Here is a 22,137-nt window from a genome sequence, read left to right on the forward strand (position 1 = left end):
CCAACTAGAGAATATCCAAAAAAATACTGCTATCCTACCATTTTATATAATTATTAATACTTTTAAGGCATTAAAAAAGGATACCGAAGTATCCTTTTTTGGTTATAAACAACAAGCACAGTCTAGTGATGCTCGCCAGGTAGAATTCTTGCAAAGGCGCGTTGAGCAAGATTGGGTTTTTTATCGGTAGTTTGCCCAGCACGGGTGCTTGGGAAAATACGATAGCCCATCGATTGAATACCAACGTTGATCGCTGGTGCTAATGAATAAGTAGCCGAAGCAAATTTACCCATGTTACTGGCAATACTATTTGGCTTATGGACAATCGCTTTGGCGACCATCATCGCCGCTTCATCTGGCATAAGTGCTGGCATATAACGGTAAAGCTTGGTCGGCTCAATCATCGGCGTGCGCACCAATGGCATAAAGATATTGGTTATCGTCACATTATCGCCTTTGACTTCAGCGGCTAGGCAGCGGCTAAAGGCATCCAATGCCGATTTTGATGCGACATAAGCAGCAAAACGCGGACTGTTTGCCAATACACCAATGGATGAGATATTAACAATTTGACCAGTTTGGCGTTCAATCATCGTCGGCAAAAACCCAAGGATGATTTTGACGGCGCCAAAGTAGTTGATATCCATGGTGCGCTCAAAATCATGAAAACGATCAGTAGACTCATGAACCGAGCGTCGAATCGAGCGACCCGCATTATTTACCAATACATCAACATGATCAAAATCAGCCAAAATTTGCGCGCTGACTTTCTCAATGGCATCCATATTGGTCAAATCACAAGGATAATAACTGGCCTTACCACCAAGCTCCTCGATACTTTCTTTAACGGCTTTTAGCTTGTCTTCAGTACGTGCCAATAAAATGACATGAGCGCCGCACTCACTAAGTAAAAAGGCTGTACGCTCACCAATACCGCTTGATGCCCCTGTGATAATAATATGCTTATCTTTGACTGCTCTAGTGATTGCTTTTTTTGAGGGGTTAGCCATGAAACATCCTTTTAAGAATTAGACTTCCGTTAATATCACCCTAAATCATAGCAAAGAAATATAGAGTAAAGGAAATAAATAAGCAGTAAAACCGCTTTAACTGGATAGGCACTCTTATTTGATTAAATATGAACCACTTTGTGCTCAAAATGTCACCTTTACTTACTATTCATGAGCATGCAAAAACGCTTCGACCACACGAAACTGACCAGCTGTGCTCTCTTCACCATACATGGCTTGGCGAAAAGCATTAGAGTTGGGAATGCCGGTGGTATACCAAGCAATATGTTTGCGGGCAATTCGGCAGCCTGAATATTCACCATAAAAATCATACAACTCTTGTAAGTGGGCTAGCACAATTTCTTTTATCTCGCTTACGCTAGGTGCATCAAGGCTCTCACCAGTACGTAAAAAATGTTCAATATCACGAAATATCCAAGGTTGTCCTTGAGCAGCACGCCCAATCATCACCGCATCACAACCGGTTAGCTCGTAGACACGCTGCGCTTTTTGCGCACTATCAATATCGCCATTAGCAATCACCGGAATACTGATACTTTCTTTCACTTCACGTATCAACTCATAGCGTGCTTCGCCAGTATACATATCTTCGCGCGTACGTCCATGAATAGCAATAGCCGCAATACCTGCTTGTTCAGCTCGTCGTGCCACCCGTAAAATATTCTCACGGCCATTCTCATAGCCCAAACGCGTTTTTAAAGTGACGGGTGCATCAACGGCATTGACAGCGGCATCCAATAAACGCGCCACCAAGTCCTCGTCTTGCAGCAGCGCAGAACCTGCCAACTTACGGCAGACTTTTTTGGCTGGACAGCCCATATTGATATCAATAATCTGTGCGCCATTATCAATCTGATAACGTGCCGCTTCTGCTAACTTATAAGGTTCCGCTCCAGCAATTTGGGCAGAAATAGGCGCTATCTCATTATCAAAATTGGCACGATAGAGAGATTTTTTGCGCGCATATAGTGCAGTATCAGCGATAATCATCTCACTAACGGCATGACCAGCACCAAATGATTTACACAAGCGGCGGAATGGATTGTCTGTCACGCCAGCCATCGGCGCGACCATCAGACGGTTTTCAATCGTCAAGCCGCCAATCACTAATGGCTGCAATAAAGGATGGTCTGAGGCAGGCAAAGAAGAAGGTAAGACGGGAGAATTAATAGACATAAAAAAACGGCTTGCCTCTTAATGATGATAAGTCAATGAAAACAAGCCGTTATTCTAAGCATTCTTACACTTTTTGCAAGTTATTAGATTGCAAGTTATTAACATCAATAACTTATTTATCAAACACACTGCCTTGCTCTAGCGTAATGTCATCATCATGCTCTTGCATACGCCAAGGTAAAATATCTGGCGAAACATTAACGAAGTGTAGATATTTTTCAAATTGATCAATAATATCATTAATCACTGATTCGGACTTATAACCATATAAGTCATAAGTCTGACCACCACGGCGCAGATATACTTCAGCGCGATGATCATGCTGTTGTGGTAATTTATCAGCGCCCTCTTCAGTATAATAGTCTGGTGCATCATGCTCAGACAAACGCACCTCATACCAAAACTCGACACCATCGCCACGTTGCAGCTCTAATACTGCACGATTATTGATTGCATCGTAATTAACATGAGTCGTCCAACCAGTTTCTGTGAATTTCTCTGAAACTTCTACCATCGAAGGCATAATAGTCTCTTTGATATAGCTCAAGACTTTATCGCGAGTCGGCTGATCAGCCATATAATCAATGCGCTCACGCCATGCAGAGGGCTTGAGCAGATGCGGGGGAATTCTATTATCGTTACCTAGACTCTGAGTACGATGCCCTTCAATGCGTAGCGCACGCCACATGCCAAATATCGAAATCAATATAATAATCGCAAACGGTAAGGCACTGACAATAGCAGCGGTTTGTAAAGCGGTAAGACCACCGGCTATAAGAAGAGCAGCTGCTACTGCCCCTTCGGTCACTACCCAAAACGTGCGCTGCCACCATGGTGTATCACTACGTCCACCAGCTGCTAACGAGTCAATAACCAACGAACCTGAATCCGATGACGTAACAAAGAAGGTAATGATCAATAGCACTGTCAATGACGAGACAATCTGTGTGAAAGGTAAGTTCTCTAGTAATTTAAATAAGGCAATTGCTTGGTTATTCTGCACCTCAGCAATTAGCGAGTCGTAGCCATCGACCATAATCATATGTAGCGCGGTATCGCCAAATACCGAAAACCAAAAGAAGGTAAACAGGGTTGGTACCAACATCACCCCTAAGACAAACTCACGAATGGTACGACCACGGCTGATTTTGGCGATAAATAGACCCACAAATGGCGCCCATGCAATCGTCCATGCAAAGATAAATAATGTCCAACTACCGATCCAATCGCTCGATTGATACGCTTGCAAGCTAAAGGTACGCTCAACGATATTACCTAAATAGCTGCCCGTATTTTCCATAAAGGCATTAAGAATAAATATGGTGGGACCAACGACAAATACAAACAGCATCAGCGCTGTTGCCAATACCATATTTAGAATAGAGAGCCGCTTTACGCCTTTATCCATACCTGCTAGCACAGATACCAGAGCGGCCGCTGTCACCAGCGCAATAATAATCACCTGAACCGTAATACTAACCGGAATCGTATTTGGTAGCAGATAGTTTAAGCCGGCGTTAATTTGCGATACCGACAGACCTAAGCTGGTCGCGATACCGAACATCGTACCTACGATCGCAAACACATCAACGGTATGACCAATAGGACCATAAATTTTATCACCGATTAATGGATACAACGTTGAGCGTATCGACAACGGTAGACCATGACGAAAGGAGAAATACGCCAATGATACGCCTACCACGCCATAAATCGCCCAGATATGAAAGCCCCAATGAAAATAAGCAATTTGCATTGCTTCTTTGGCGGCCTCAATAGTTTGCGGTGTCGATAACGGTGGACTAGCAAAGTGTATGACTGGTTCCGCGACCCCGTAGAATAGCAAAGCTATGCCATAACCTGCCGAAAACAACATAGCAAACCATTCAAGAAATTTATATTCAGCCTCGGCATGGTCAGGGCCCAGCTTAATATTGCCATAAGGTGAAAATGCTAGATAGATAATAAACATTAAAAATATGGCCACTGCCAGCATGTAAAACCAACCGAAAGTATCGGTGACAAAATTCAGCACGGTACTAAAGAGCTCGCCAGCGGCTTCAGGATTAACCGCGGTGCCAATCACCAATAACAGCATGATGGCTGCTGCCGGTATAAATACCGGTAATAAAATGGTAGAACGGGATGATTTACTTTTCATAAAGATGTTCTCATTAAAACGGACACCTTAAAGAAACCTCTAAAGTCAGTCTCTAAAAAAGATATATCCTCAAATTATTCTTAAGATGTTAAAAAACGATACTTTGTTTAAAACCCTAAAATGGAATAAGCAATAACGTTAAAATAAACGACAATGCTCAGATAGGCGATAATGCCCAAGTAGAAGTACTGTTTACCATAAACACGTTACAAACCCCAGTATTGGTGCCAGTTTGTAACATTATTTTAACGTTTATTACATGACTATTACCAAGCGATAAAAAAGGCAACTTGTTAGTTGCCTTTTTTATCATTATCGAGAATATGAATTATCGCTATTGTATGCACCCAAAAAATCTATAGTAAAAAATTGATTTTAAGCATCGATAATCGCTGCTAGTTGCTTTGCCGTTTCAGCAAGCTCTGCATGATCAGCTTGTGTGACAGCATGACGACCTAGCTCGTGGATACTAGACGGAATCAGATGCACATGGTAATGAAACACGGTTTGCCCCGCCTCGCTACCGTTCAGCTGCATTTGGATAATACCTTCACGTTTAAACACCTGACGCTGCGCCTGCATAATTTTCTTACAAGTCATCAATACTGCAGCGGCATACTCAGGTTCAAGATCAACCAAGTCAACCGCTTTTTGCTTAGGAATGACCAAGACATGCCCTGCTGCTTGCGGCATGATATCCATAAAAGCGAGGGTTTTGTCATCTTCATAAACCTTATGATAAGGAATCTCACCGTTAAGCATTTTGGCAAAGATGTTGTTATCGTCGTATGTGATTTGGCTCATTACTTTAATCCTTTATTTGTTTAAAATGAATCTACAATATAGTGAACGAAATATGGTGACAGTACAAGTTGCTGATAAATCAACGAACCAAATTCATTTATCTATATAAAAGCCTGCTTGGTTGATGATTAAATTATTGACGAGTCATACACTATAAATGTTATATTAATCCTCTACTTTAATTGCCTTACGTTTATGGATTTGACTGCCTTGCCAACTCAATCAACAGATACTGATGACACTTATTCAGAAACCTACAATACAACAACGACGTCTGTATTAAATGACTCTATGGTTGATAGCGCTGGAGAACAACCTATCACTGAGAGTAATGCTCAAATCATCGACCCAAGCGCTATTATTTTGGCGGCAGCATTAACTGATAAAGCAATCAGTTGGCGTATTCATAATTGTAAAATCAGCAAAAAGACGGTGACGAAAGACTTGCCGCTACCGTTTTTATATCACTATGACAGCTTGGATGATGCTATTAAACAGACGCATCCGCTAACACCGGTTTTACTTGCACAATTTAATACGCCAATGACTGCCAATGAAGCTGCCAAATTAATAGGTATCGATGAAGCACTCATATCAAGTCCGTGGCATGTCAAAGTAATTGGCTCATTGGTGGTGTTTAGCGAAGCATTACAATTAGCGGTCCGTCTGCATTGGACCAATACCGGCAAAGACACCCAGCAGATTTATACGCAAAACGAAGCTGACGCTATCACTGCTGCCTTTAAAGAATGGCAATTTTTTGGTCGTATTGACGTTCTATATAAAAATGACAAACAAACTTTAGTGAGCATTGATGAGCAAGCTGAAAGTAACGAGCAGATACTTACTATTGACGCCAGCGCTGACTATCAGTTCTTGCTAGCGACCCATGCATTGGTCACTATCGCCAAACTAGAAGCAGATAAAGCTGAGCTACCTTGGTTTGAAACCTCGATTTTAGAGCGTCTGGCATAAATTTTGACCCTCAAGTCCTGATGATTATCGTCTAATTATTTTTAGTTACTCATATCTAATGGTATGGTAACGACTTAGTATTATTCACTAGTCCTCACTCTCTATAAAAAGCACACTATTAATATAAAACCTAAAGGTGAAAACGTTAAGTCACCTCGCCTAATTGTAAGGAATATCACATGGATTATCGCTCAAAAACCTCTACCGGCGGTCGTAATATGGCAGGTGCGCGAGCCCTATGGCGCGCCACAGGCATGACCGATGATGACTTTGGCAAACCTATTATTGCCATTTCTAACTCATTTACCCAGTTTGTACCCGGGCATGTGCATCTTAAAGACTTAGGACAATTGGTCGCGCGCGAGATTGAAAAAGCGGGCGGCGTCGCAAAAGAGTTCAACACCATCGCAGTCGATGACGGTATTGCCATGGGACACAGCGGCATGCTGTACTCCTTGCCAAGCCGCGATTTGATTGCTGATTCTGTTGAATACATGGTCAATGCTCACTGTGCGGATGCTTTAGTGTGTATCTCTAACTGCGATAAAATTACACCGGGTATGTTAATGGCAGCACTGCGCCTCAATATCCCAGTGGTATTTATTTCAGGTGGCCCAATGGAAGCGGGTAAAATTATCGCCAGTACGGTCGCACACAGTCATAACAATGACGGTGGCAGTGATTCGCAAAGTGTTGATAGTAAAGGCAATGCCATTCGTAAGCTTGACCTCGTTGATGCGATGATGGATGCCGCTGATGACAGCATTAGCGATGAAGATGTGCTCGCTATTGAAAGCTCAGCCTGTCCTACTTGTGGTTCGTGCTCTGGTATGTTTACCGCCAACTCCATGAACTGCCTGACCGAAGCATTAGGATTGGCATTACCGGGTAATGGTTCACTATTGGCGACACACTCGCTACGTCGTGAGCTGTTCTTAGAAGCGGGTCGCACTATTGTTGCACTAGCCAAACGCCGCTATGAGCAAGATGATGATTCTGTACTGCCGCGCTCAATTGCTACTAAAGCAGCCTTTGAAAATGCGATGACCTTAGATGTCGCGATGGGTGGCTCGACCAATACCATTTTACATCTACTAGCTGCAGCGAATGAAGCAGAAGTCGACTTTAAAATGCACGACATTGACCGCTTAAGTCGCAATGTACCTTGTCTGGCTAAGGTGGCACCGGCCTCACAAAAGTATCATATGGAAGATGTGCATCGTGCTGGCGGTGTCTTTGCGTTGTTAGCCGAGCTTGACCGTGCGGGTTTGCTCCATACCGACTTGCCGACTATTCATAGTGCCACTATGAAAGAAGCAATTGATAAATGGGATATTATGAATCCTGATAATCTTGAAGCGCGTGCACGCTATATCGCAGCACCCGGCGGCGTGCGCACTACTCAGGCGTTCTCACAATCGAAAGAGTGGTCGAACCTAGATGTTAACCGTGAGTCCGGCTGCATCCGTAGTGCTCAGCATGCGTATACAAAAGACGGTGGTCTTGCCGTACTCTACGGTAATATTGCCGAGCGCGGCTGCGTGGTCAAAACTGCTGGCGTTGATGACAGCAATTTAGTCTTTACCGGACGCGCACGCATCTTTGAGTCACAAGATGACGCAGTAGCAGCCATACTCGCGGACAGCATCGTTGCTGGTGACGTGGTCATCATCCGTTTTGAGGGTCCAAAAGGTGGCCCTGGTATGCAAGAAATGCTCTACCCGACTACTTATCTCAAATCTAAAGGTTTAGGCAAAGAATGCGCCTTATTGACTGATGGTCGTTTCTCTGGTGGTACGTCAGGCTTATCGATTGGTCATGCCAGCCCTGAAGCGGCTGAAGGTGGTGCGATTGGTTTGGTTCAAGAAGGTGATACTATCCATATCGACATTCCTAACCGCACGATTGATATGCAGGTTAGCGATGCTGACTTAGCTGCTCGCCGCGAAGAGATGGAAAGCCGTGGTAGCAAAGCATGGAAGCCTACTAGTCGCGAACGTCATGTAACGCCTGCGCTACGTGCTTATGCTGCGATGACCACAAGTGCTGATACTGGCGCGGTACGTGATGTGAGTCAGGTTGAGCGTTAAGATAGTAATAGCGTTAAGATAATGCTATAACGTCAATTTAGTGAATCTACATGCTAAATAAATAAGAAGTCTGCCTTGAGCAGGCTTTTTTTTCACCAAAAAACAACGTGGCTGTCGTTTTGATAACGATTTTTAGCGGTATTAAAAGGATTTTACCGTCATTATAAATGGCTGTCGAACACCACCTAATTTTAACCTTTACAATAAATATAACAGTGTGCACCAACCTTATGATCGAAAATTATAATTTATTCCTATTGGTCTGCGGCATTGCCTTCTTATTTGGGGCGCTATTTCCGATCATTTTTAAACGCACGCCTATTTCATTACCAATGCTACAGCTAAGCTTTGGGTTAATGATGGGCTATTGGTGGACGAGTCTTGCGTTTCTAAATCCTATCGATAATGGCCTAATTATCGAAAAATTGACGGAAATCGTAGTATTGGTTTCTTTGGTCGGTGCTGGCATCAAGATTGATACCGAGCTATCTTGGCGACTGTGGCGCACAACGATGCGCCTATTGCTGATCACTATGCCAATTGGCATCTTTGCAATGGCGGTCTTAGGCTACTACGCCTTTGGTATGACGCTAGGCGCTGCAATCTTACTGGGCGCTGTACTTGCCCCGACCGACCCCGTACTGGCCTCAAGCATCCAAGTTGGGCCACCTAACACTGGTGGTGAAGATACGACGCGTTTTACCTTAACGTCAGAAGCTGGCTTAAATGATGGCTTAGCTTTTCCTTTTGTTTATTTGGCCATAAAAATAGCCGAAGCTTATAGCGAAGGGCAACAATTTACCGGTGAGATGCTCTGGTCATGGTTCACCCACGATGTACTATGGAAAATTGGTGCAGGTTTACTGGTTGGAGTTATCGTTGGTAAAGTGATGGCAAAACTGGTGTTTTCAAAATACAGCCGTGAGACGACTATGTCTCAAGGCTATGTCGTTATTGCCTTGACCTTACTGGCTTACGGCATAGCGGAATACGTCCATAGCTACGGTTTTATTGCAGTATTTATCGCCGCATTTGCATTCCGCCGCTCAGAGTGTGAGCACAGCTATCATGCAAAATTGCATGACTTCGCTGAACAGTCAGAAGGGCTACTGATGTCATTAGTCCTGCTGGCTTTCGGCATGTTTATCGGTCAAGGGTTACAATCAGGTGTTGAGCTAACGTGGCGTGTGTATGTTGTCAGCTTCACTTTCTTATTGCTGATACGTCCAATTGGCGGGATGCTTGCGCTATCCGGCCTCAAGATGCATCATACTGAAAAGTATGCTATTTCCGCATTAGGCATTCGCGGTATCGGCACCTTATATTACTTGTCTTATGCCATCAACCAAGGGTTTTTTAATGATGAGGATGCCCTTAAACTTTGGATAGTGTGCTCAATTGTAATTTTGGCCTCTATTTTTATCCATGGCTTAAGTGCACCATGGCTGCTTAAAATGACGCCAAATAAGCCACATTGATGACATATATCTTATATAAAAACTGCTACTTATAAAAATTTATACCCATTAAATCTCAGCATCAATCAACTCTAACACGGCTTCCGTCAGCGCAAACTGACGGATATCATTGAGCATGGTCACATCAAAGTTATGAATAAAGGCAAATGACAATTGACGCACAGGATCACACCAAGCGACCGAGCCGTTATAGCCCATATGACCAAAACTTTGCTCCTTACTATCCGCAGCATCGTTGGTGTTTTTATCAAGACCCTTACTCTGGCAAATACTGAATCGACGATGATAGCCCAAACGCCATTCCATATGAGCAGGCATGACCGCATCCATGCCAGTGACTTGTGGCGTGGATAATTTTTTAAACGTTGCCTCATCAATCAACGTCTGCCCTTGCCACACGCCACCATTGGCTAGCATGGCATAGATAGTAGCCAAGGCTTGCGCTGAAGCCACACCATTGGCAGCAGGAATAATGGCTTGTAGCGTCTGCTGATGGTAATAGTCGATAGGCTGTTTGTTGGCGAGTACGAGGGCTGACTTATAATTTTTTATATTGAGCTGACTATTATTAAAGTATAAGCGGTTAATCTGTGCAGTATCTAGACTTGCTATCTCACCCTCTATTCTACGGTCATTTCTTGCTTTTTCTTGCCAACAAGCATAACTTGGCAGGCGCATATAAGTATGTCGTGTATTTTCAGAGTCCGCTCTTAAAACCGGTTTACTACGGCGAGAATGCGTTTGTGCTGGTTGCTGGTTTATTTCTGGGTCACCCTCTTGCGCTATTACCTCAAAGTACTTAACCAAATGGGCAACCTTGTTTACCTTGCTATCTGGCACGCCAAAATAGCAACTATCAGCAATACCCAAAGATTCAGTCAAATAGCAACGTAACGCCTCAGCTAACGACATATCAGTGACAGCTTCTATCAAGCCACCCAATACCCAGCCATAAACCAACGCACTATAAGCACTGTCATATAATACTGCCTCTTCAGGTACAGTTATCGGCATCGCAGCAATTTTTTCTAGCATGACATTCCAGTCAAGCACCGCTTCGTTATCGGCATCGATACTCTGAATCGAAAATAAATTGGCTTGATGCGACAGGACATTACGCAAGGTAATTTGCTCTTTTCCCTGCGCGGTAAAGGCTGGCCAATAATGAGCAATCGGCATGTCATAATCGAGCATCTGCTGCGAGACCAATACATGAACCAATGTCGCCAAGACACCTTTGCCGGTAGAGAAATTAAGCGACAAGGTATCAACACTCCATGCTAAATCTTCTCGTGCCAGCCCCACACTTGCCTGCGCAATACACTTTCCAGCTTGGTAAACCACCAACGCGCCACCTGCTGGCGCATCATCTAATTGTAAATTATCTAATAACTGCTGTAGACGGCGTTGGATATTAGGGTTGATGCCTATATTGGTGCTTTTAATTTTATTTTCATCATTATTCATCATGATTACCTTACTTAATTTTTATAATATTTTTGGATTTTATGAAGCATTAAGGTTTTATGAAGTATGGATATTTTATGAAGCGTTAATTTTTTGTGAAGCGTTAAGTTTTATTAAGTGATTTAATGCATAACGTTTAATACTTAATACTTATAGAATAAGTACGCTATAAATTATTAAATAAAAAAGGCAACCTACTGGTCGCCTTTTTTTACTCATTAATACTTATGGTTTAGCGCGGTACTAATAAACGATTACGAACCTCTTCTGCAAGCTTAGTCAAACCGTGACTGCGCCCACGTTCCATAGCGGTATCCATTTTACGCCCACGCAGCCAACCAGCACGCAGTGCCATTGCTGCACCAACGCGATTACCAGAGCCACAATGCATAGCCGTTTTTTTGCCATGATATTGACGCAATATATTATCAAACGCCAAGATTTTAAGCTGCTTTAAATCTTGGGTACCGCTTATGGGCAACTGCTCATAGTGCATACCTGCACGCTCTACAGCCGCTCGTTCATCAAAGCTCAGCTCATCATCAGGCTGTAAATTGAGCACCAATTCAACCCCAGCAGCAGCCAATGCAACCACCTTTTCATCATCAAGCGCGCCGCACACGATCGTATTTTCATCAGGACGAAAATAAGGTTCAAAAATGGTTGCTAGATTGATACCATTATCAGAGACAGTAACATCAGTGTCTTTATGGTCATTGGTATCTTTATGGCCATTGGTATCGTTAGCCGCTGTTTGTTCTATAACGGCTGAGTTATCAGAGGGCACGATACTTTTCGTGTTTTCATGTAAAGTCATAATTATAAATTTGTTCGTTAGCTATGTTGGTTAAGATAAAGGATGTCGTAATTTATTTATTTCCATCCTGTAATGTAATCACTCCTGCAAGATGTGGCTTATCATTTTTAGCACTGAATAACCCAAACTCGCAAGTATCTTCTGCGTTTTCTAACTGCGTGAGCGGATCAGCGATAAGCTCTACCTCAGATGGCAAGAAGATAGGCAGCTTAAATGACACCTCAACCGTACAGGCATCGGGTAGCTCGTCCATCATTGCCAAGCATTTGGCTTTCGACCACATGCCATGAGCAATAGCTTTTGGAAAACCAAAGGCACGCGCTGATAATGGATGTAGATGAATCAGGTTAAAGTCACCAGAGACAAATGCATAACGACGACCGATATCTTCTGGTACTTCAAAGATACTATGTACGCCTTCTTCGTTGACTGTTGGCTTAACCGTCACTGGACGCGGGGTACTTTTTTTATTCTTACTACTATCAGGTTTTTTGCCACGTGATAAATACGTAGAGGTCCCTTCCCAAACAATCTCATCTTTTGATTTAACGGTAGTCACAAAATCAAACTGTTGACCTTGAGCATGGTCACGTAAATTATCAAAGGTCACTGACATGGCAACCGTTTCACGCTCACCAATAGGGCGATACTGGGTTACGCTATTATCCACATGTACGAGACCTAGCATGGCAAATGGAAACGGCTCTTTGACCATCATATTCATCTGCAAAGTCTGTGATAGTACAGAAAAATACGTAATAGGCACTTTGCCGTTGTCAGCAAAGCCACAAATTTTACGATAGTCGTTTAGATTGTTTTGTTCAATGTGCAAATCATCCACATAATAAGTCGCTTGCGGCAACTCATCGCGACTGACTTTACCACCATTACCGATAGGTAATAAACTTTTAACTATATTAGCGTAAGTGGTATGCGCTTTTGGCAACGCATCATAATGTTTGTCTGACATAATAAATCCTAAGTGAGGCTTGAGCAAATTTATGGCTACATCTAAAAAGTTATAAATTCGTTGATTGAAAACTATAATTAAACAATCAAATAATGGCTGATTTTAATCAACATAATAGCAATCCAATAAAGCGAAAAAATATTCAGTTTCTGGTTACTGTGTTTTTATCATAAAAAAGCCACCCATGGGCAGCTTTATTACAATTTATTAGCATTTTTTTCGTAAGCATATGTGAAGTAAATCTAATGTTAACTTTAATAACAGCTATTTACCACAGACTTTATTGCTCACACATGCCTAGCTTTCATTAGGTATTATGACGGTTAAGCGCCCAGCAAGCTTTGACCACAAACACGAACCGTGTTGCCAGTTAGGCCACCAGAAGCAGGTGATGCAAACCATGCGATAGTTTCTGCCACGTCTACTGGTAAGCCACCTTGGCTCATTGAGTTCATACGGCGACCCGCTTCACGAATGGCAAAGGGAATCGCTTCCGTCATTTGTGTTTCGATAAATCCTGGAGCAACGGCATTGATCGTCATGCCTTTTGCATTGTCTTCTAGCTGCTTGGCAGTTGCATTAACCAAACCAATAACACCAGCTTTAGAAGTGGCATAGTTGGTCTGACCCAAGTTACCAGCGATACCTGAGATCGATGATACACAGACAATACGAGCATTGTCTTTTAGTACATCATTATCGAGCAAGTAGCGGTTAAGCTTGGCAATACTGCCCAAGTTGATATTGATAACCATATCCCACTTCTGCTCATCCATATTGGCTAGTGTTTTATCACGAGTCACGCCAGCGTTATGGATAATTGAATCTAGGCCGCCACGTTTTTGCGCCGCTTCTGCTATTTCTTTGCCAGCGTCATCGCTAGTAATATCAACTGTCAAAACAGAACCACTGATTTCGCTAGCGACTTTTTGTAAATCTGCTTGCTGTTGCGGCACATCTAAACAGATAACATGTGCCCCTTCACGAGCTAATACACGGGCAATCGCTTCACCAATACCGCGACTTGCACCAGTGACCAGCATGGTTTTGCCGCCCAAAGGTTGTGTCCAATCCACATCAACTGAGTCACCTTTACTAACACGTACGACCTGTCCTGAAACGTAAGCTGAACGGGCTGAGGTGAAGAAGCGTAATGTCGAATCTAGGTTTTGCTCTGCGCCTTCTTCAACATAGATAAGTTGTGCAGTGATACCGCGCTTAAACTCTTTACCAACCGATTTTACAAAACCTTCAAGCGCGCGCTGAGCCAATGCCGCTTCGATGTCAGTGATAGCTTCTGGTGGACGACCAATCACAATCACTCGACCTGATTTTTCTACACGGCGAGCAACTGTATGAAAGAATTCATAAATCTGTTTGAGTTCATCAGCATTACTGATATTACTGGCATCAAACAATAAAACTTTGAATTTATCATCACCGCCAGTATTGGCTTTCGCTTTAACGCCAGCATCAGAAAGCGCATCTTTCACGTCATCACGGCTGTTCACAAATACTTCAGCGTGGAGTTCTGACAAAATACGTGCCACTGACGCACTGATCGCTTTATTAGCACCATCAGCGCGACCAACTAATACACTACCGCGTACCAAAGGTTGACCACTATCAAAACGGTCAAGATCTACTGGTATAGGCAAGCCTAGATTTTTTGCTACTTTTTTACCAATAGAAGACTGAACAAAATCACCATAACGGTCTGACATAATATAATCCTATAATTAACGAGTGAAATAATAGTAAACAAAAATGCAATACGCCTATTATAAAGGCTCATGATCATTGTCATTGATAAAAATTCTTTGTGCTTAGCAATTAGTAATTAGTGCTTATTAAATTAGTGCTTAGTAAATGGGTAGAAAACGGTCTTAACTATACACTTCCATGCGAAACAAGTCCAAAAGCCAATAATGTCCATAACAATCTGTAGACAAGCCAGTATACAAGATGGCAACTTTTTCTAACGTCAAAAACGCTTAACTTATGCTAAAATCACACCTATAAGTTATGGCAAACTCATTTATCGATAACAATATATTATCAAACGCGCTGTTATGCAATGCTTTTAAACGATACTAGCCAGTCTAAAAGCTTTGGATTTATTTCTACCAAAGCTTGCCACGACCGCACGTAAGCGTCACATCGTTTGCTAAATATATACAGTAAGGCTATAAAAATTGCCTTATGGTGAGCCACGATGTTGTGTAATATGTGCGGCAATAAATGATGATATCTGTATACGTTTTTTTAAGATAATTTGAGCTTGCTTGAAAGGTTTTAAGTATCTTTTTATTGATATCTCCCTTTTCTTCTACCCATACTTTTTAAGGATAATATTATGAGTAACAAAAACAATCATCCAGATAGTCCTGTTATTGAAACCACAGTCGTTAAAGCTACCGATGCAAAAAGTACAGACACTGCTGCTGATAAAGCAGTGACTGATACGAAAAAAGCCGACACTAAGGCTACTGATTCAAAAGCAGCAAGCACTAAAAAAGAAGCACCAGCGAAAGATAGCAAAAGTGATTCTGCTAAAGATGATACTACGGCTAAAGATAATATTGCTGCCAAAGAAAGCAACGATAAAGCTAATAATGATAAAGACAGCGCTGATAAAAAAGATGCTGATAAAAAGGTCGAAGCGACAACTACCAAGAAAACTACCACTGCTGCTAAAAAAGCCAATACAACCAAGCTTAGCTCAGGTCAGCATCGTGTGGCTATCTTAGGTGGTAACCGTATCCCATTTGCACGCTCAAATGGTGCTTATGCTGATGTTAGCAATACTGATATGCTAACCGCTGCGTTAGATGGTCTAATTGAACGTTATAATCTGCAGGACGAAAAAGTCGGTGAAGTCGTTGCTGGTGCAGTTATGAAATTGAGCCGCGATATCAACTTAACTCGTGAATCGGCACTAAACACGGCACTTAACCCACATACCCCAACTTATGATATCTCACAAGCTTGTGGTACTGGCTTGCAAGCAACGTTTGCTTCTGCCAATAAAATCGCCCTTGGTATCATCGATTCGGCCATTACTGGCGGTGTTGATACCACCTCTGACGCGCCTATCGCTGTCGGTGATGGCTTACGTAAAGTATTAATTAAATTGGGCGCCGCTAAAGACAACAAACAACGCCTAAAAGCATTGATGGGTCTAAATCCAAAAGACTTACTTGATAGCCCGAAAAATGGTGAGCCACGTACTGGTTTATCAATGGGCGATCATCAAGCGATCACCACGCTTGAATGGAACATCAGCCGTGAAGCGCAAGATGAGCTTGCTTTTAATAGCCATCAAAACCTAGCACGTGCTTATGACGAAGGTTTCTTTGATGACCTAATTACTCCCTATAAAGGTTTGACTCGCGATAATAACTTGCGTCCAGACACCACTTTAGAAAAGCTTGCCAAGCTAAAGCCTGTCTTTGGTAAAAAGAATGCCAAGCCAACCATGACCGCTGCTAACTCTACTCCATTGACTGATGGCGCATCTTGTATTCTATTGGGTACTGACGAGTGGGCTGCAGCACATGGTTTAAAACCATTGGCTTATATCGTTCATCAAGAAACAGCTGCTGTCGACTTCATTGGTAAATCTGGCGATACAGAAGGTCTACTGATGGCACCTGCTTATGCCGTACCGCGTATGCTTGAGCGTGCTGGTCTGACTCTGCAAGATTTCGATTTTTATGAAATCCATGAAGCTTTTGCCTCACAAGTATTATCAACACTTGCTGCGTGGGAAGACGAGAAGTTCTGTGAAGAGCGTTTAGGTCTTGATGCGCCATTAGGCTCAATTGACCGTAGCAAGCTAAACGTAAATGGTTCATCACTTGCTGCCGGACATCCATTTGCTGCCACTGGTGGTCGTATCTTAGCAACTGCTGCTAAACTACTGGACCAAAAAGGCTCAGGTCGCGCGCTTATCTCTATCTGCGCAGCGGGCGGTCAAGGTGTTACTTGTATCCTAGAAAAGTAACACTGGCTGTTATTTAGCTAAGCTATTTTTTAGTTAGATAACATCTCGTTATAAAACACCCTTTAATCGCTTGATTAGAGGGTGTTTTTTTGTCTTTATAAAAAGCTTATTTAAAATAGTAAGGCTAATAGCGCTAATAACGTAGTATCTAACAACCTAATATTCAATAAAAATAGTGATGAAGTAATTAGGCAATTAGGCAGCTAGGTAATGAAGAATAGTCAATACGTAGCTCCATCGCTAACTATGCTAAAGTAAGGGGCATGCCAATAAGAACCATAAAGTATTTATCAGGAGCTTATTATGAGTAATTCCCCCTCAGTAATTGACCCTAAATTTTTAACACAGCAAGCGCTAAGCGAGCTTAGTAAGCCTGAACAAAGTAACTTCATTGAGCGAATGGATAAAGATCTCTTAAACGATGAGCTACGGCGTAAGATGCATCAAGACTTAATTGACAGTTATGATGAAGAACTTGAAAATGAGATAGATGATTATATCCGCGATTTTCGTTTTGATGGTCGCAAGATGAGCGAGCAAGAGCGGCTAGATCGGCGTACCTACTTTCAAGAGCTGGTGCGCTTGCAACGTGAGCTTATTAAACTGCAAGATTGGGTGGTTGATCGCGGTGAGCGTATTGTTGTTATATTTGAAGGACGTGATTCTGCAGGTAAAGGTGGCGCAATCAAACGTATTACCCAGCGATTAAACCCCCGTGTGTGCCGAGTCGCTGCTCTACCCGCACCCACTGAACGTGAGCAATCACAATGGTATTTTCAGCGTTATGTGGCGCATTTACCTGCTGCTGGCGAGATTGTTTTATTTGATCGTAGCTGGTATAACCGCGTAGGCGTCGAGCGTGTCATGGGATTTTGTACCGATGCGCAATATGAGGAATTTTTCCAATCGGTACCAGAGTTTGAGCGCATGCTGGTACGTTCGGGCATTCGCTTGGTCAAGTATTGGTTTTCGATTACTGATGATGAGCAGCATTCGCGCTTTATGAGCCGGATTCATGATCCGTTAAAGCAGTGGAAGCTATCAGCGATGGATTTGCAATCACGGCGGCGCTGGGAGGATTATACCAAAGCAAAAGAGACCATGTTTGAGCGTACTCACATTCCAGAAGCACCTTGGTGGGTAGTCGAGGGCAATAATAAGAAACGCGCAAGGCTCAACTGTATTGCGCATTTACTCGAGCAGATTCCTTATAAAGAAGTGCCGCGCGACGAAGTAGAACTGCCTGAACGTAAACGCGACGACGAGTATTACCGCGAGCCTATCCCTGATGATATGTATGTGCCGCCGCGTTATTAAGATAAAATCAGATAACCTTTAAGAATATATCATTTATAGCAAAACAGCCTTATAAAAATATAAGGCTGTTTTTTACGACATGATTTTTTACGACGTTTTTTTTATGAGATTATTTTTATAACAGTGCTGATTTAATATCTATATTAATCACAGCGCAGACGATTATCGATAAGCATAAATACTACATGGTATAAGTTGACTGCAAACTGTCAATCTTACCGGCTAATAGACGTTCGACTTCATTTTTGATTCTGAGTCCAGACATATCAGTGCCAATCTGTACGGCAAAACCCGCTGGGCGACCACTTTGAGCCTTAGAATTAACCCAAACTACCTTGCCATTCATGGGTAAACGCTCGCTAGAATTGGGCAAAGTTACGGCAATAAAAACTTCATCACCCAGTTTTTGTACTCGATCAGAGGGCACAAACAACGCGCCATTGGTAACAAAGGACAAATAGCTCGCATACAACATATCCATATTTTCAATATGACAGGTTAAAATCCCGCCACGTCCTGGCATTGCCATAGTCCGCTTCCTTTATTAATGAGGTTTACTGTATTTCTCAATACATGGTTAATATTATGTCAGCGCAAACCATAAGTGTTAAACATGAATTTGGCACCGCTAATTATATTTTTTGGGTTTGCTAACTATTATAAATCAGCCAATTCTTGCATCAGCTTATCATAGGCAAATTTTTCTTGCACATTTTGTTGTAGCGCTGTTTTTGTATTTTGTAGACTCTGTACAAACGCTTCTAACGCAGTATCGATGGGTTGGTAATCATTCAAAGCTGTTAAAAAATCAATGTCTTTTTGCAGCGCATCAAACCCTAAACGAACACGGCGCATATCCAGTAGCATCAGCTCAGACAGCTCGATAAATTCTGCGATACTGAGCTGTGTTTGCCAGTAATCGCTTGCTGCGACGCTACTACGCTTACCACTACGTAATGCTTGCCATGTCGTGAGCCACAGCGCACGCTTGCTATACCATGGCGCCTTAGCAAGCGCTATCGCCGCTAAAGGTGCACCATTCGCTAATTGTATCAGCTGCTCAATCGCAGCCGTACTAATTGCTTCACGATTGACGGTACTACCTAACGCCTGAGTTACATAATCTAATGAAATAACAGGGTCAATCGTTTGTAATGCCAGTTGCTGAACGCGGCTTTTGATCGTTGGTAGCAACTGCGCAGGGCCATCACTAATCAATAATAAATATACTTGTGATTGTGGTTCTTCTAAAGTTTTGAGTAGCGCATTGGCGGCAGCAATCGTCATTTTTTCAGCATGATCAAGCACACAAATCCGCATACCTTGGCCACCTTGATAAATAAAAGGCTGTAAGGCACGTATATCATCGACTTTTATTTTTATTGCTGCGTTACTAGCTGCTTTGGCAGACTTCTTGTCTTTGGCAGTGCTGCTGGCCGCTTCTTTATGATGAGCACTATCAACACTGACTGGCATACTGACGATTGGTAAAACGTGTAAACTTGGATGCGTACCTGATCTGAGCCACTTACAGCTCTCACAATGACCGCAAGCGCCGAGTGGATGCTCATCACGCGCGCGGCATAATAACCATGCCACCAAACGCCAAACAAAAGCGCGCTTACCCATTCCTTGCATACCAGCAGCCAATAGCGCGTGCGGTAAAGATTGCTGCGGCGTTGATACCCGCTTCGTCAGCTGTGTCCATAGCGATTGTTGCCATGGCAATAGCGGTGCAAAATAAATATTATCTGTCACATCACTCATAGCCATCACTCAATACTTTTGAATAAGAAATAATTTAGCATTTGATTAAAAACCGTTCTATTTTTTACTTAGGCTATTTAATATTAAGCACTTTGAAAAGCTGACAAACTCATGGCATTCAAACGTTCCAGATCTGCTTGTGTATCAACACCTGCTGGTAGCAGACACGCCGCTGTTGCGATAGCAATATGTCCGCCGTTTTCTAACACCCGTAATTGCTCTAGGCTTTCTAATATCTCAAGCGGCGTTTGTGGCCAGTGGACAAACTTCTGCAGTAGACTGACGCGATAAGCATATAGCCCTAAGTGACGAAAGGCATTTTTTGGTGGCTGTTTATTATTCTCAGTTGCCAATACAACATCACGGTCGCAAGGAATCGGTGCCCGACTAAAATAAAGTGCCCGCTGTAGGCTGTTAGAAGTTTGACTGACGACTTTGACGACCGATGGACGCATGAAAGTATTATAGTCTTCGATTGGTTCACATAAAGTCGCCATCACGCTATCAGTATCTTGGACCAACAATGCCTTGACTTGCTCTAACAATAATGGCGGTACCAGTGGTTCATCACCTTGCATATTGACCACAATATCATGCGCAGCCCAGCCTTTAATAGCAGCCACTTCAGCCAAACGATCGGTGCCTGAAGCATGCTCGCTACTGGTCATCACAACATCAAAGCCTGCATCTCTACAAATTTTGGCAATCGTTTTATCGTCAGTAGCAATACACATATCATCAGCAAAATCAGCCAATTGTGCTTTTTCAGCCACCCAAAGTATCATCGGCTTGCCATGAATCTTTAATAGCGGCTTATTAGGCAATCGCGTACTTTTAAGACGTGCGGGAATGACAATGTGAGTTTTGACTGGCGTAACGACTGATGACATGCTTAATTCCTAAAAATCATCTAAAGTTTTAAATGGCAAGGTTTAGACACTTGCTCTTTCAAGCTACTTGCTATTGATAGCGATATTCACAGCTTGTAATTGTTGTGCTAACTGCTCGTAGCAACTATCTGATAATACTGCAGTCACTGGTAAGACCCATAGCCGATTAACAAGCTCTTCATATTCATCATTAAGCGTCTGGTTAATAGTCGCTTGTACCAACAACGCTCTTATTTTAACAGCATCTTTGCTGGTCACAATGATAGGATGCTCAGAATACTGCAATAGTTCCGCTAGACTAAAATCATAATGGTCAGGATAAGAATGCGGGATAACATTTAAATCAAGCGAGTTTAAAGTATCAAAAAAACGCTGTGGATAGCCAATACCACTTACCGCGTGTACCTGATTACCTTTCTCAGGTGCTACAGCATTTACTATCACCAAACCATCCGTTTGATCACTAGATGACCATAAAAGCTCTAAATCATCCGGTTGTAGATGCATCGTTAAACGCTCAGTCACAGAGGAATTACTGTCAGATTCATCATTATTAACTGATGATGCGTCCGTCTTTTGATGATAAATGACATTAGCACCCTTTAATCGTGACATCGGCTCGCGTAAAAATCCTGTTGGTAGCAGCTGTTTATTGCCAAATCCACGTGCCGCATCTACCACAATCCATTCAATAGCACGTTGCAGTGCATAATGCTGCAAGCCATCATCGGCAATAATCAATTGTAGGTCAGGATAAGTTTCCAACAAAGTAGTAATCGCTTGCTGACGATTCGGGCAGACGGCCATCGCAGCCCCTGTCATATTAACAATTAAACACGGCTCATCACCCACCACACTGGGTAAACTATCTGGCATTACCAATGCGGGCATCTGGCTGCTATCACCACCATAACCACGGCTAATGACGCCTACTTTTATGCCTTGCTGCTGTAAATGACGTACTAAAGCAATAATCAATGGCGTTTTACCACTACCACCAACGGTAATATTACCTATGACCATCACAGGGATGGGTGCGCGATAACTTGCAAACACGCCTATTTTATAAGCTTGATGGCGTAACAGCATAAGCAGCGCATATAACCAACTAATAGGCAGCAATAACCAAAGCCAAATAGCTTGACGTTGCCATGCACGCGTCATTGTCGTCTCAATACTCATTGTTAT

General features: G+C 42.7%; 17 protein-coding genes. 5 read left to right on the top strand and 12 right to left on the bottom strand.

Annotated features, from left to right (window positions below):
- Positions 1-122: 122 nt before the first annotated feature.
- The 4 genes from WAZ74_RS11695 to WAZ74_RS11710 all read right to left on the bottom strand — a co-directional run bounded on the left by WAZ74_RS11695 (position 123) and on the right by WAZ74_RS11710 (position 5,172).
- Positions 123-1,010, bottom strand: coding sequence for an SDR family NAD(P)-dependent oxidoreductase (locus WAZ74_RS11695; RefSeq protein ID WP_422308469.1), 888 nt, complete (start codon positions 1,008-1,010; stop codon positions 123-125).
- 165 nt (positions 1,011-1,175) lie between these two features.
- Positions 1,176-2,207: a tRNA dihydrouridine synthase DusB gene (gene dusB, locus WAZ74_RS11700; protein WP_422308470.1), complete on the bottom strand. Its 1,032-nt coding sequence runs from the start codon at positions 2,205-2,207 to the stop codon at positions 1,176-1,178.
- Positions 2,208-2,319: 112 nt separating this feature from the next.
- Complete coding sequence (locus WAZ74_RS11705; protein ID WP_422308471.1) at positions 2,320-4,368, bottom strand: BCCT family transporter; 2,049 nt, start codon at positions 4,366-4,368, stop codon at positions 2,320-2,322.
- A gap of 375 nt (positions 4,369-4,743) precedes the next feature.
- Complete coding sequence (locus tag WAZ74_RS11710) at positions 4,744-5,172, bottom strand: HIT family protein (protein WP_422308472.1); 429 nt, start codon at positions 5,170-5,172, stop codon at positions 4,744-4,746.
- Between the two features lie 210 nt (positions 5,173-5,382).
- Between WAZ74_RS11710 and WAZ74_RS11715 the strand changes: the two genes are divergently transcribed.
- From WAZ74_RS11715 to WAZ74_RS11725, 3 genes are all read left to right on the top strand, one after another.
- Positions 5,383-6,147, top strand: coding sequence for a hypothetical protein (locus tag WAZ74_RS11715; protein WP_422308473.1), 765 nt, complete (start codon positions 5,383-5,385; stop codon positions 6,145-6,147).
- Between the two features lie 179 nt (positions 6,148-6,326).
- Positions 6,327-8,237, top strand: coding sequence for a dihydroxy-acid dehydratase (gene ilvD / locus WAZ74_RS11720; RefSeq protein WP_422308474.1), 1,911 nt, complete (start codon positions 6,327-6,329; stop codon positions 8,235-8,237).
- A gap of 230 nt (positions 8,238-8,467) precedes the next feature.
- On the top strand, positions 8,468-9,715 hold the full coding sequence (locus tag WAZ74_RS11725; RefSeq protein WP_422308475.1) for a cation:proton antiporter: 1,248 nt from the start codon (positions 8,468-8,470) through the stop codon (positions 9,713-9,715).
- 48 nt (positions 9,716-9,763) lie between these two features.
- Here WAZ74_RS11725 and WAZ74_RS11730 read toward each other — a convergent pair whose 3' ends face one another.
- The 4 genes from WAZ74_RS11730 to WAZ74_RS11745 all read right to left on the bottom strand — a co-directional run bounded on the left by WAZ74_RS11730 (position 9,764) and on the right by WAZ74_RS11745 (position 14,693).
- Positions 9,764-11,185 carry a serine hydrolase domain-containing protein gene (locus WAZ74_RS11730; protein ID WP_422308476.1) on the bottom strand — a complete coding sequence of 474 codons (1,422 nt, stop codon included), beginning with the start codon at positions 11,183-11,185 and terminating at the stop codon, positions 9,764-9,766.
- Between the two features lie 229 nt (positions 11,186-11,414).
- Positions 11,415-11,999, bottom strand: a complete 585-nt coding sequence (locus tag WAZ74_RS11735) for a serine/threonine protein phosphatase (RefSeq protein WP_422308477.1) — start codon at positions 11,997-11,999, stop codon at positions 11,415-11,417.
- 52 nt (positions 12,000-12,051) lie between these two features.
- The gene (locus WAZ74_RS11740) at positions 12,052-12,969 is read right to left on the bottom strand and encodes a MaoC family dehydratase (protein ID WP_422308478.1); all 918 of its coding nucleotides are present in this window, start codon (positions 12,967-12,969) and stop codon (positions 12,052-12,054) included.
- Positions 12,970-13,292: 323 nt separating this feature from the next.
- A complete protein-coding gene (locus WAZ74_RS11745; protein ID WP_422308479.1) occupies positions 13,293-14,693 on the bottom strand; it encodes a 3-oxoacyl-ACP reductase in 1,401 nt (466 codons plus the stop codon).
- A gap of 632 nt (positions 14,694-15,325) precedes the next feature.
- Here WAZ74_RS11745 and WAZ74_RS11750 point away from each other — a divergent pair.
- The gene (locus tag WAZ74_RS11750; RefSeq protein WP_422308480.1) at positions 15,326-16,975 is read left to right on the top strand and encodes an acetyl-CoA C-acetyltransferase; all 1,650 of its coding nucleotides are present in this window, start codon (positions 15,326-15,328) and stop codon (positions 16,973-16,975) included.
- Between the two features lie 303 nt (positions 16,976-17,278).
- On the top strand, positions 17,279-18,292 hold the full coding sequence (gene ppk2 / locus WAZ74_RS11755) for a polyphosphate kinase 2 (RefSeq protein WP_422308481.1): 1,014 nt from the start codon (positions 17,279-17,281) through the stop codon (positions 18,290-18,292).
- A 181-nt stretch (positions 18,293-18,473) separates the two neighbouring features.
- Here the strand turns inward: ppk2 and WAZ74_RS11760 are convergent, their stop codons facing one another.
- The 4 genes from WAZ74_RS11760 to lpxK form a co-directional block, all read right to left on the bottom strand.
- A complete protein-coding gene (locus WAZ74_RS11760) occupies positions 18,474-18,821 on the bottom strand; it encodes a PilZ domain-containing protein (RefSeq protein WP_422308482.1) in 348 nt (115 codons plus the stop codon).
- A 128-nt stretch (positions 18,822-18,949) separates the two neighbouring features.
- Positions 18,950-20,059 carry a DNA polymerase III subunit delta' gene (locus WAZ74_RS11765; protein ID WP_422308483.1) on the bottom strand — a complete coding sequence of 370 codons (1,110 nt, stop codon included), beginning with the start codon at positions 20,057-20,059 and terminating at the stop codon, positions 18,950-18,952.
- Positions 20,060-20,142: 83 nt separating this feature from the next.
- The gene (gene kdsB, locus WAZ74_RS11770; protein ID WP_422308484.1) at positions 20,143-20,949 is read right to left on the bottom strand and encodes a 3-deoxy-manno-octulosonate cytidylyltransferase; all 807 of its coding nucleotides are present in this window, start codon (positions 20,947-20,949) and stop codon (positions 20,143-20,145) included.
- A gap of 63 nt (positions 20,950-21,012) precedes the next feature.
- Positions 21,013-22,131 (bottom strand): tetraacyldisaccharide 4'-kinase, encoded by a 1,119-nt coding sequence (gene lpxK, locus WAZ74_RS11775; RefSeq protein WP_422308485.1) that lies wholly within the window; start codon positions 22,129-22,131, stop codon positions 21,013-21,015.
- Positions 22,132-22,137 lie beyond the last annotated feature (6 nt).

The sequence above is a fragment of the Psychrobacter sp. genome, assembly GCF_049295055.1.
In the GTDB taxonomy this organism is placed as follows: Bacteria; Pseudomonadota; Gammaproteobacteria; order Pseudomonadales; family Moraxellaceae; genus Psychrobacter.

What these genes read in the sequence shown, in the direction of transcription:
- kdsB (WP_422308484.1), bottom strand. Translation starts at nt 20,949, where the DNA reads ATGTCATCAGTCGTTACGCCAGTCAAAACTCACATTGTCATTCCCGCA.
- WAZ74_RS11735 (WP_422308477.1), bottom strand. Translation starts at nt 11,999, where the DNA reads ATGACTTTACATGAAAACACGAAAAGTATCGTGCCCTCTGATAACTCA.
- WAZ74_RS11710 (WP_422308472.1), bottom strand. Translation starts at nt 5,172, where the DNA reads ATGAGCCAAATCACATACGACGATAACAACATCTTTGCCAAAATGCTT.
- WAZ74_RS11740 (WP_422308478.1), bottom strand. Translation starts at nt 12,969, where the DNA reads ATGTCAGACAAACATTATGATGCGTTGCCAAAAGCGCATACCACTTAC.
- dusB (WP_422308470.1), bottom strand. Translation starts at nt 2,207, where the DNA reads ATGTCTATTAATTCTCCCGTCTTACCTTCTTCTTTGCCTGCCTCAGAC.
- WAZ74_RS11705 (WP_422308471.1), bottom strand. Translation starts at nt 4,368, where the DNA reads ATGAAAAGTAAATCATCCCGTTCTACCATTTTATTACCGGTATTTATA.
- WAZ74_RS11695 (WP_422308469.1), bottom strand. Translation starts at nt 1,010, where the DNA reads ATGGCTAACCCCTCAAAAAAAGCAATCACTAGAGCAGTCAAAGATAAG.
- WAZ74_RS11750 (WP_422308480.1), top strand. Translation starts at nt 15,326, where the DNA reads ATGAGTAACAAAAACAATCATCCAGATAGTCCTGTTATTGAAACCACA.
- WAZ74_RS11760 (WP_422308482.1), bottom strand. Translation starts at nt 18,821, where the DNA reads ATGGCAATGCCAGGACGTGGCGGGATTTTAACCTGTCATATTGAAAAT.
- WAZ74_RS11745 (WP_422308479.1), bottom strand. Translation starts at nt 14,693, where the DNA reads ATGTCAGACCGTTATGGTGATTTTGTTCAGTCTTCTATTGGTAAAAAA.
- ppk2 (WP_422308481.1), top strand. Translation starts at nt 17,279, where the DNA reads ATGAGTAATTCCCCCTCAGTAATTGACCCTAAATTTTTAACACAGCAA.
- WAZ74_RS11725 (WP_422308475.1), top strand. Translation starts at nt 8,468, where the DNA reads ATGATCGAAAATTATAATTTATTCCTATTGGTCTGCGGCATTGCCTTC.
- WAZ74_RS11730 (WP_422308476.1), bottom strand. Translation starts at nt 11,185, where the DNA reads ATGATGAATAATGATGAAAATAAAATTAAAAGCACCAATATAGGCATC.
- lpxK (WP_422308485.1), bottom strand. Translation starts at nt 22,131, where the DNA reads ATGAGTATTGAGACGACAATGACGCGTGCATGGCAACGTCAAGCTATT.
- ilvD (WP_422308474.1), top strand. Translation starts at nt 6,327, where the DNA reads ATGGATTATCGCTCAAAAACCTCTACCGGCGGTCGTAATATGGCAGGT.
- WAZ74_RS11765 (WP_422308483.1), bottom strand. Translation starts at nt 20,059, where the DNA reads ATGAGTGATGTGACAGATAATATTTATTTTGCACCGCTATTGCCATGG.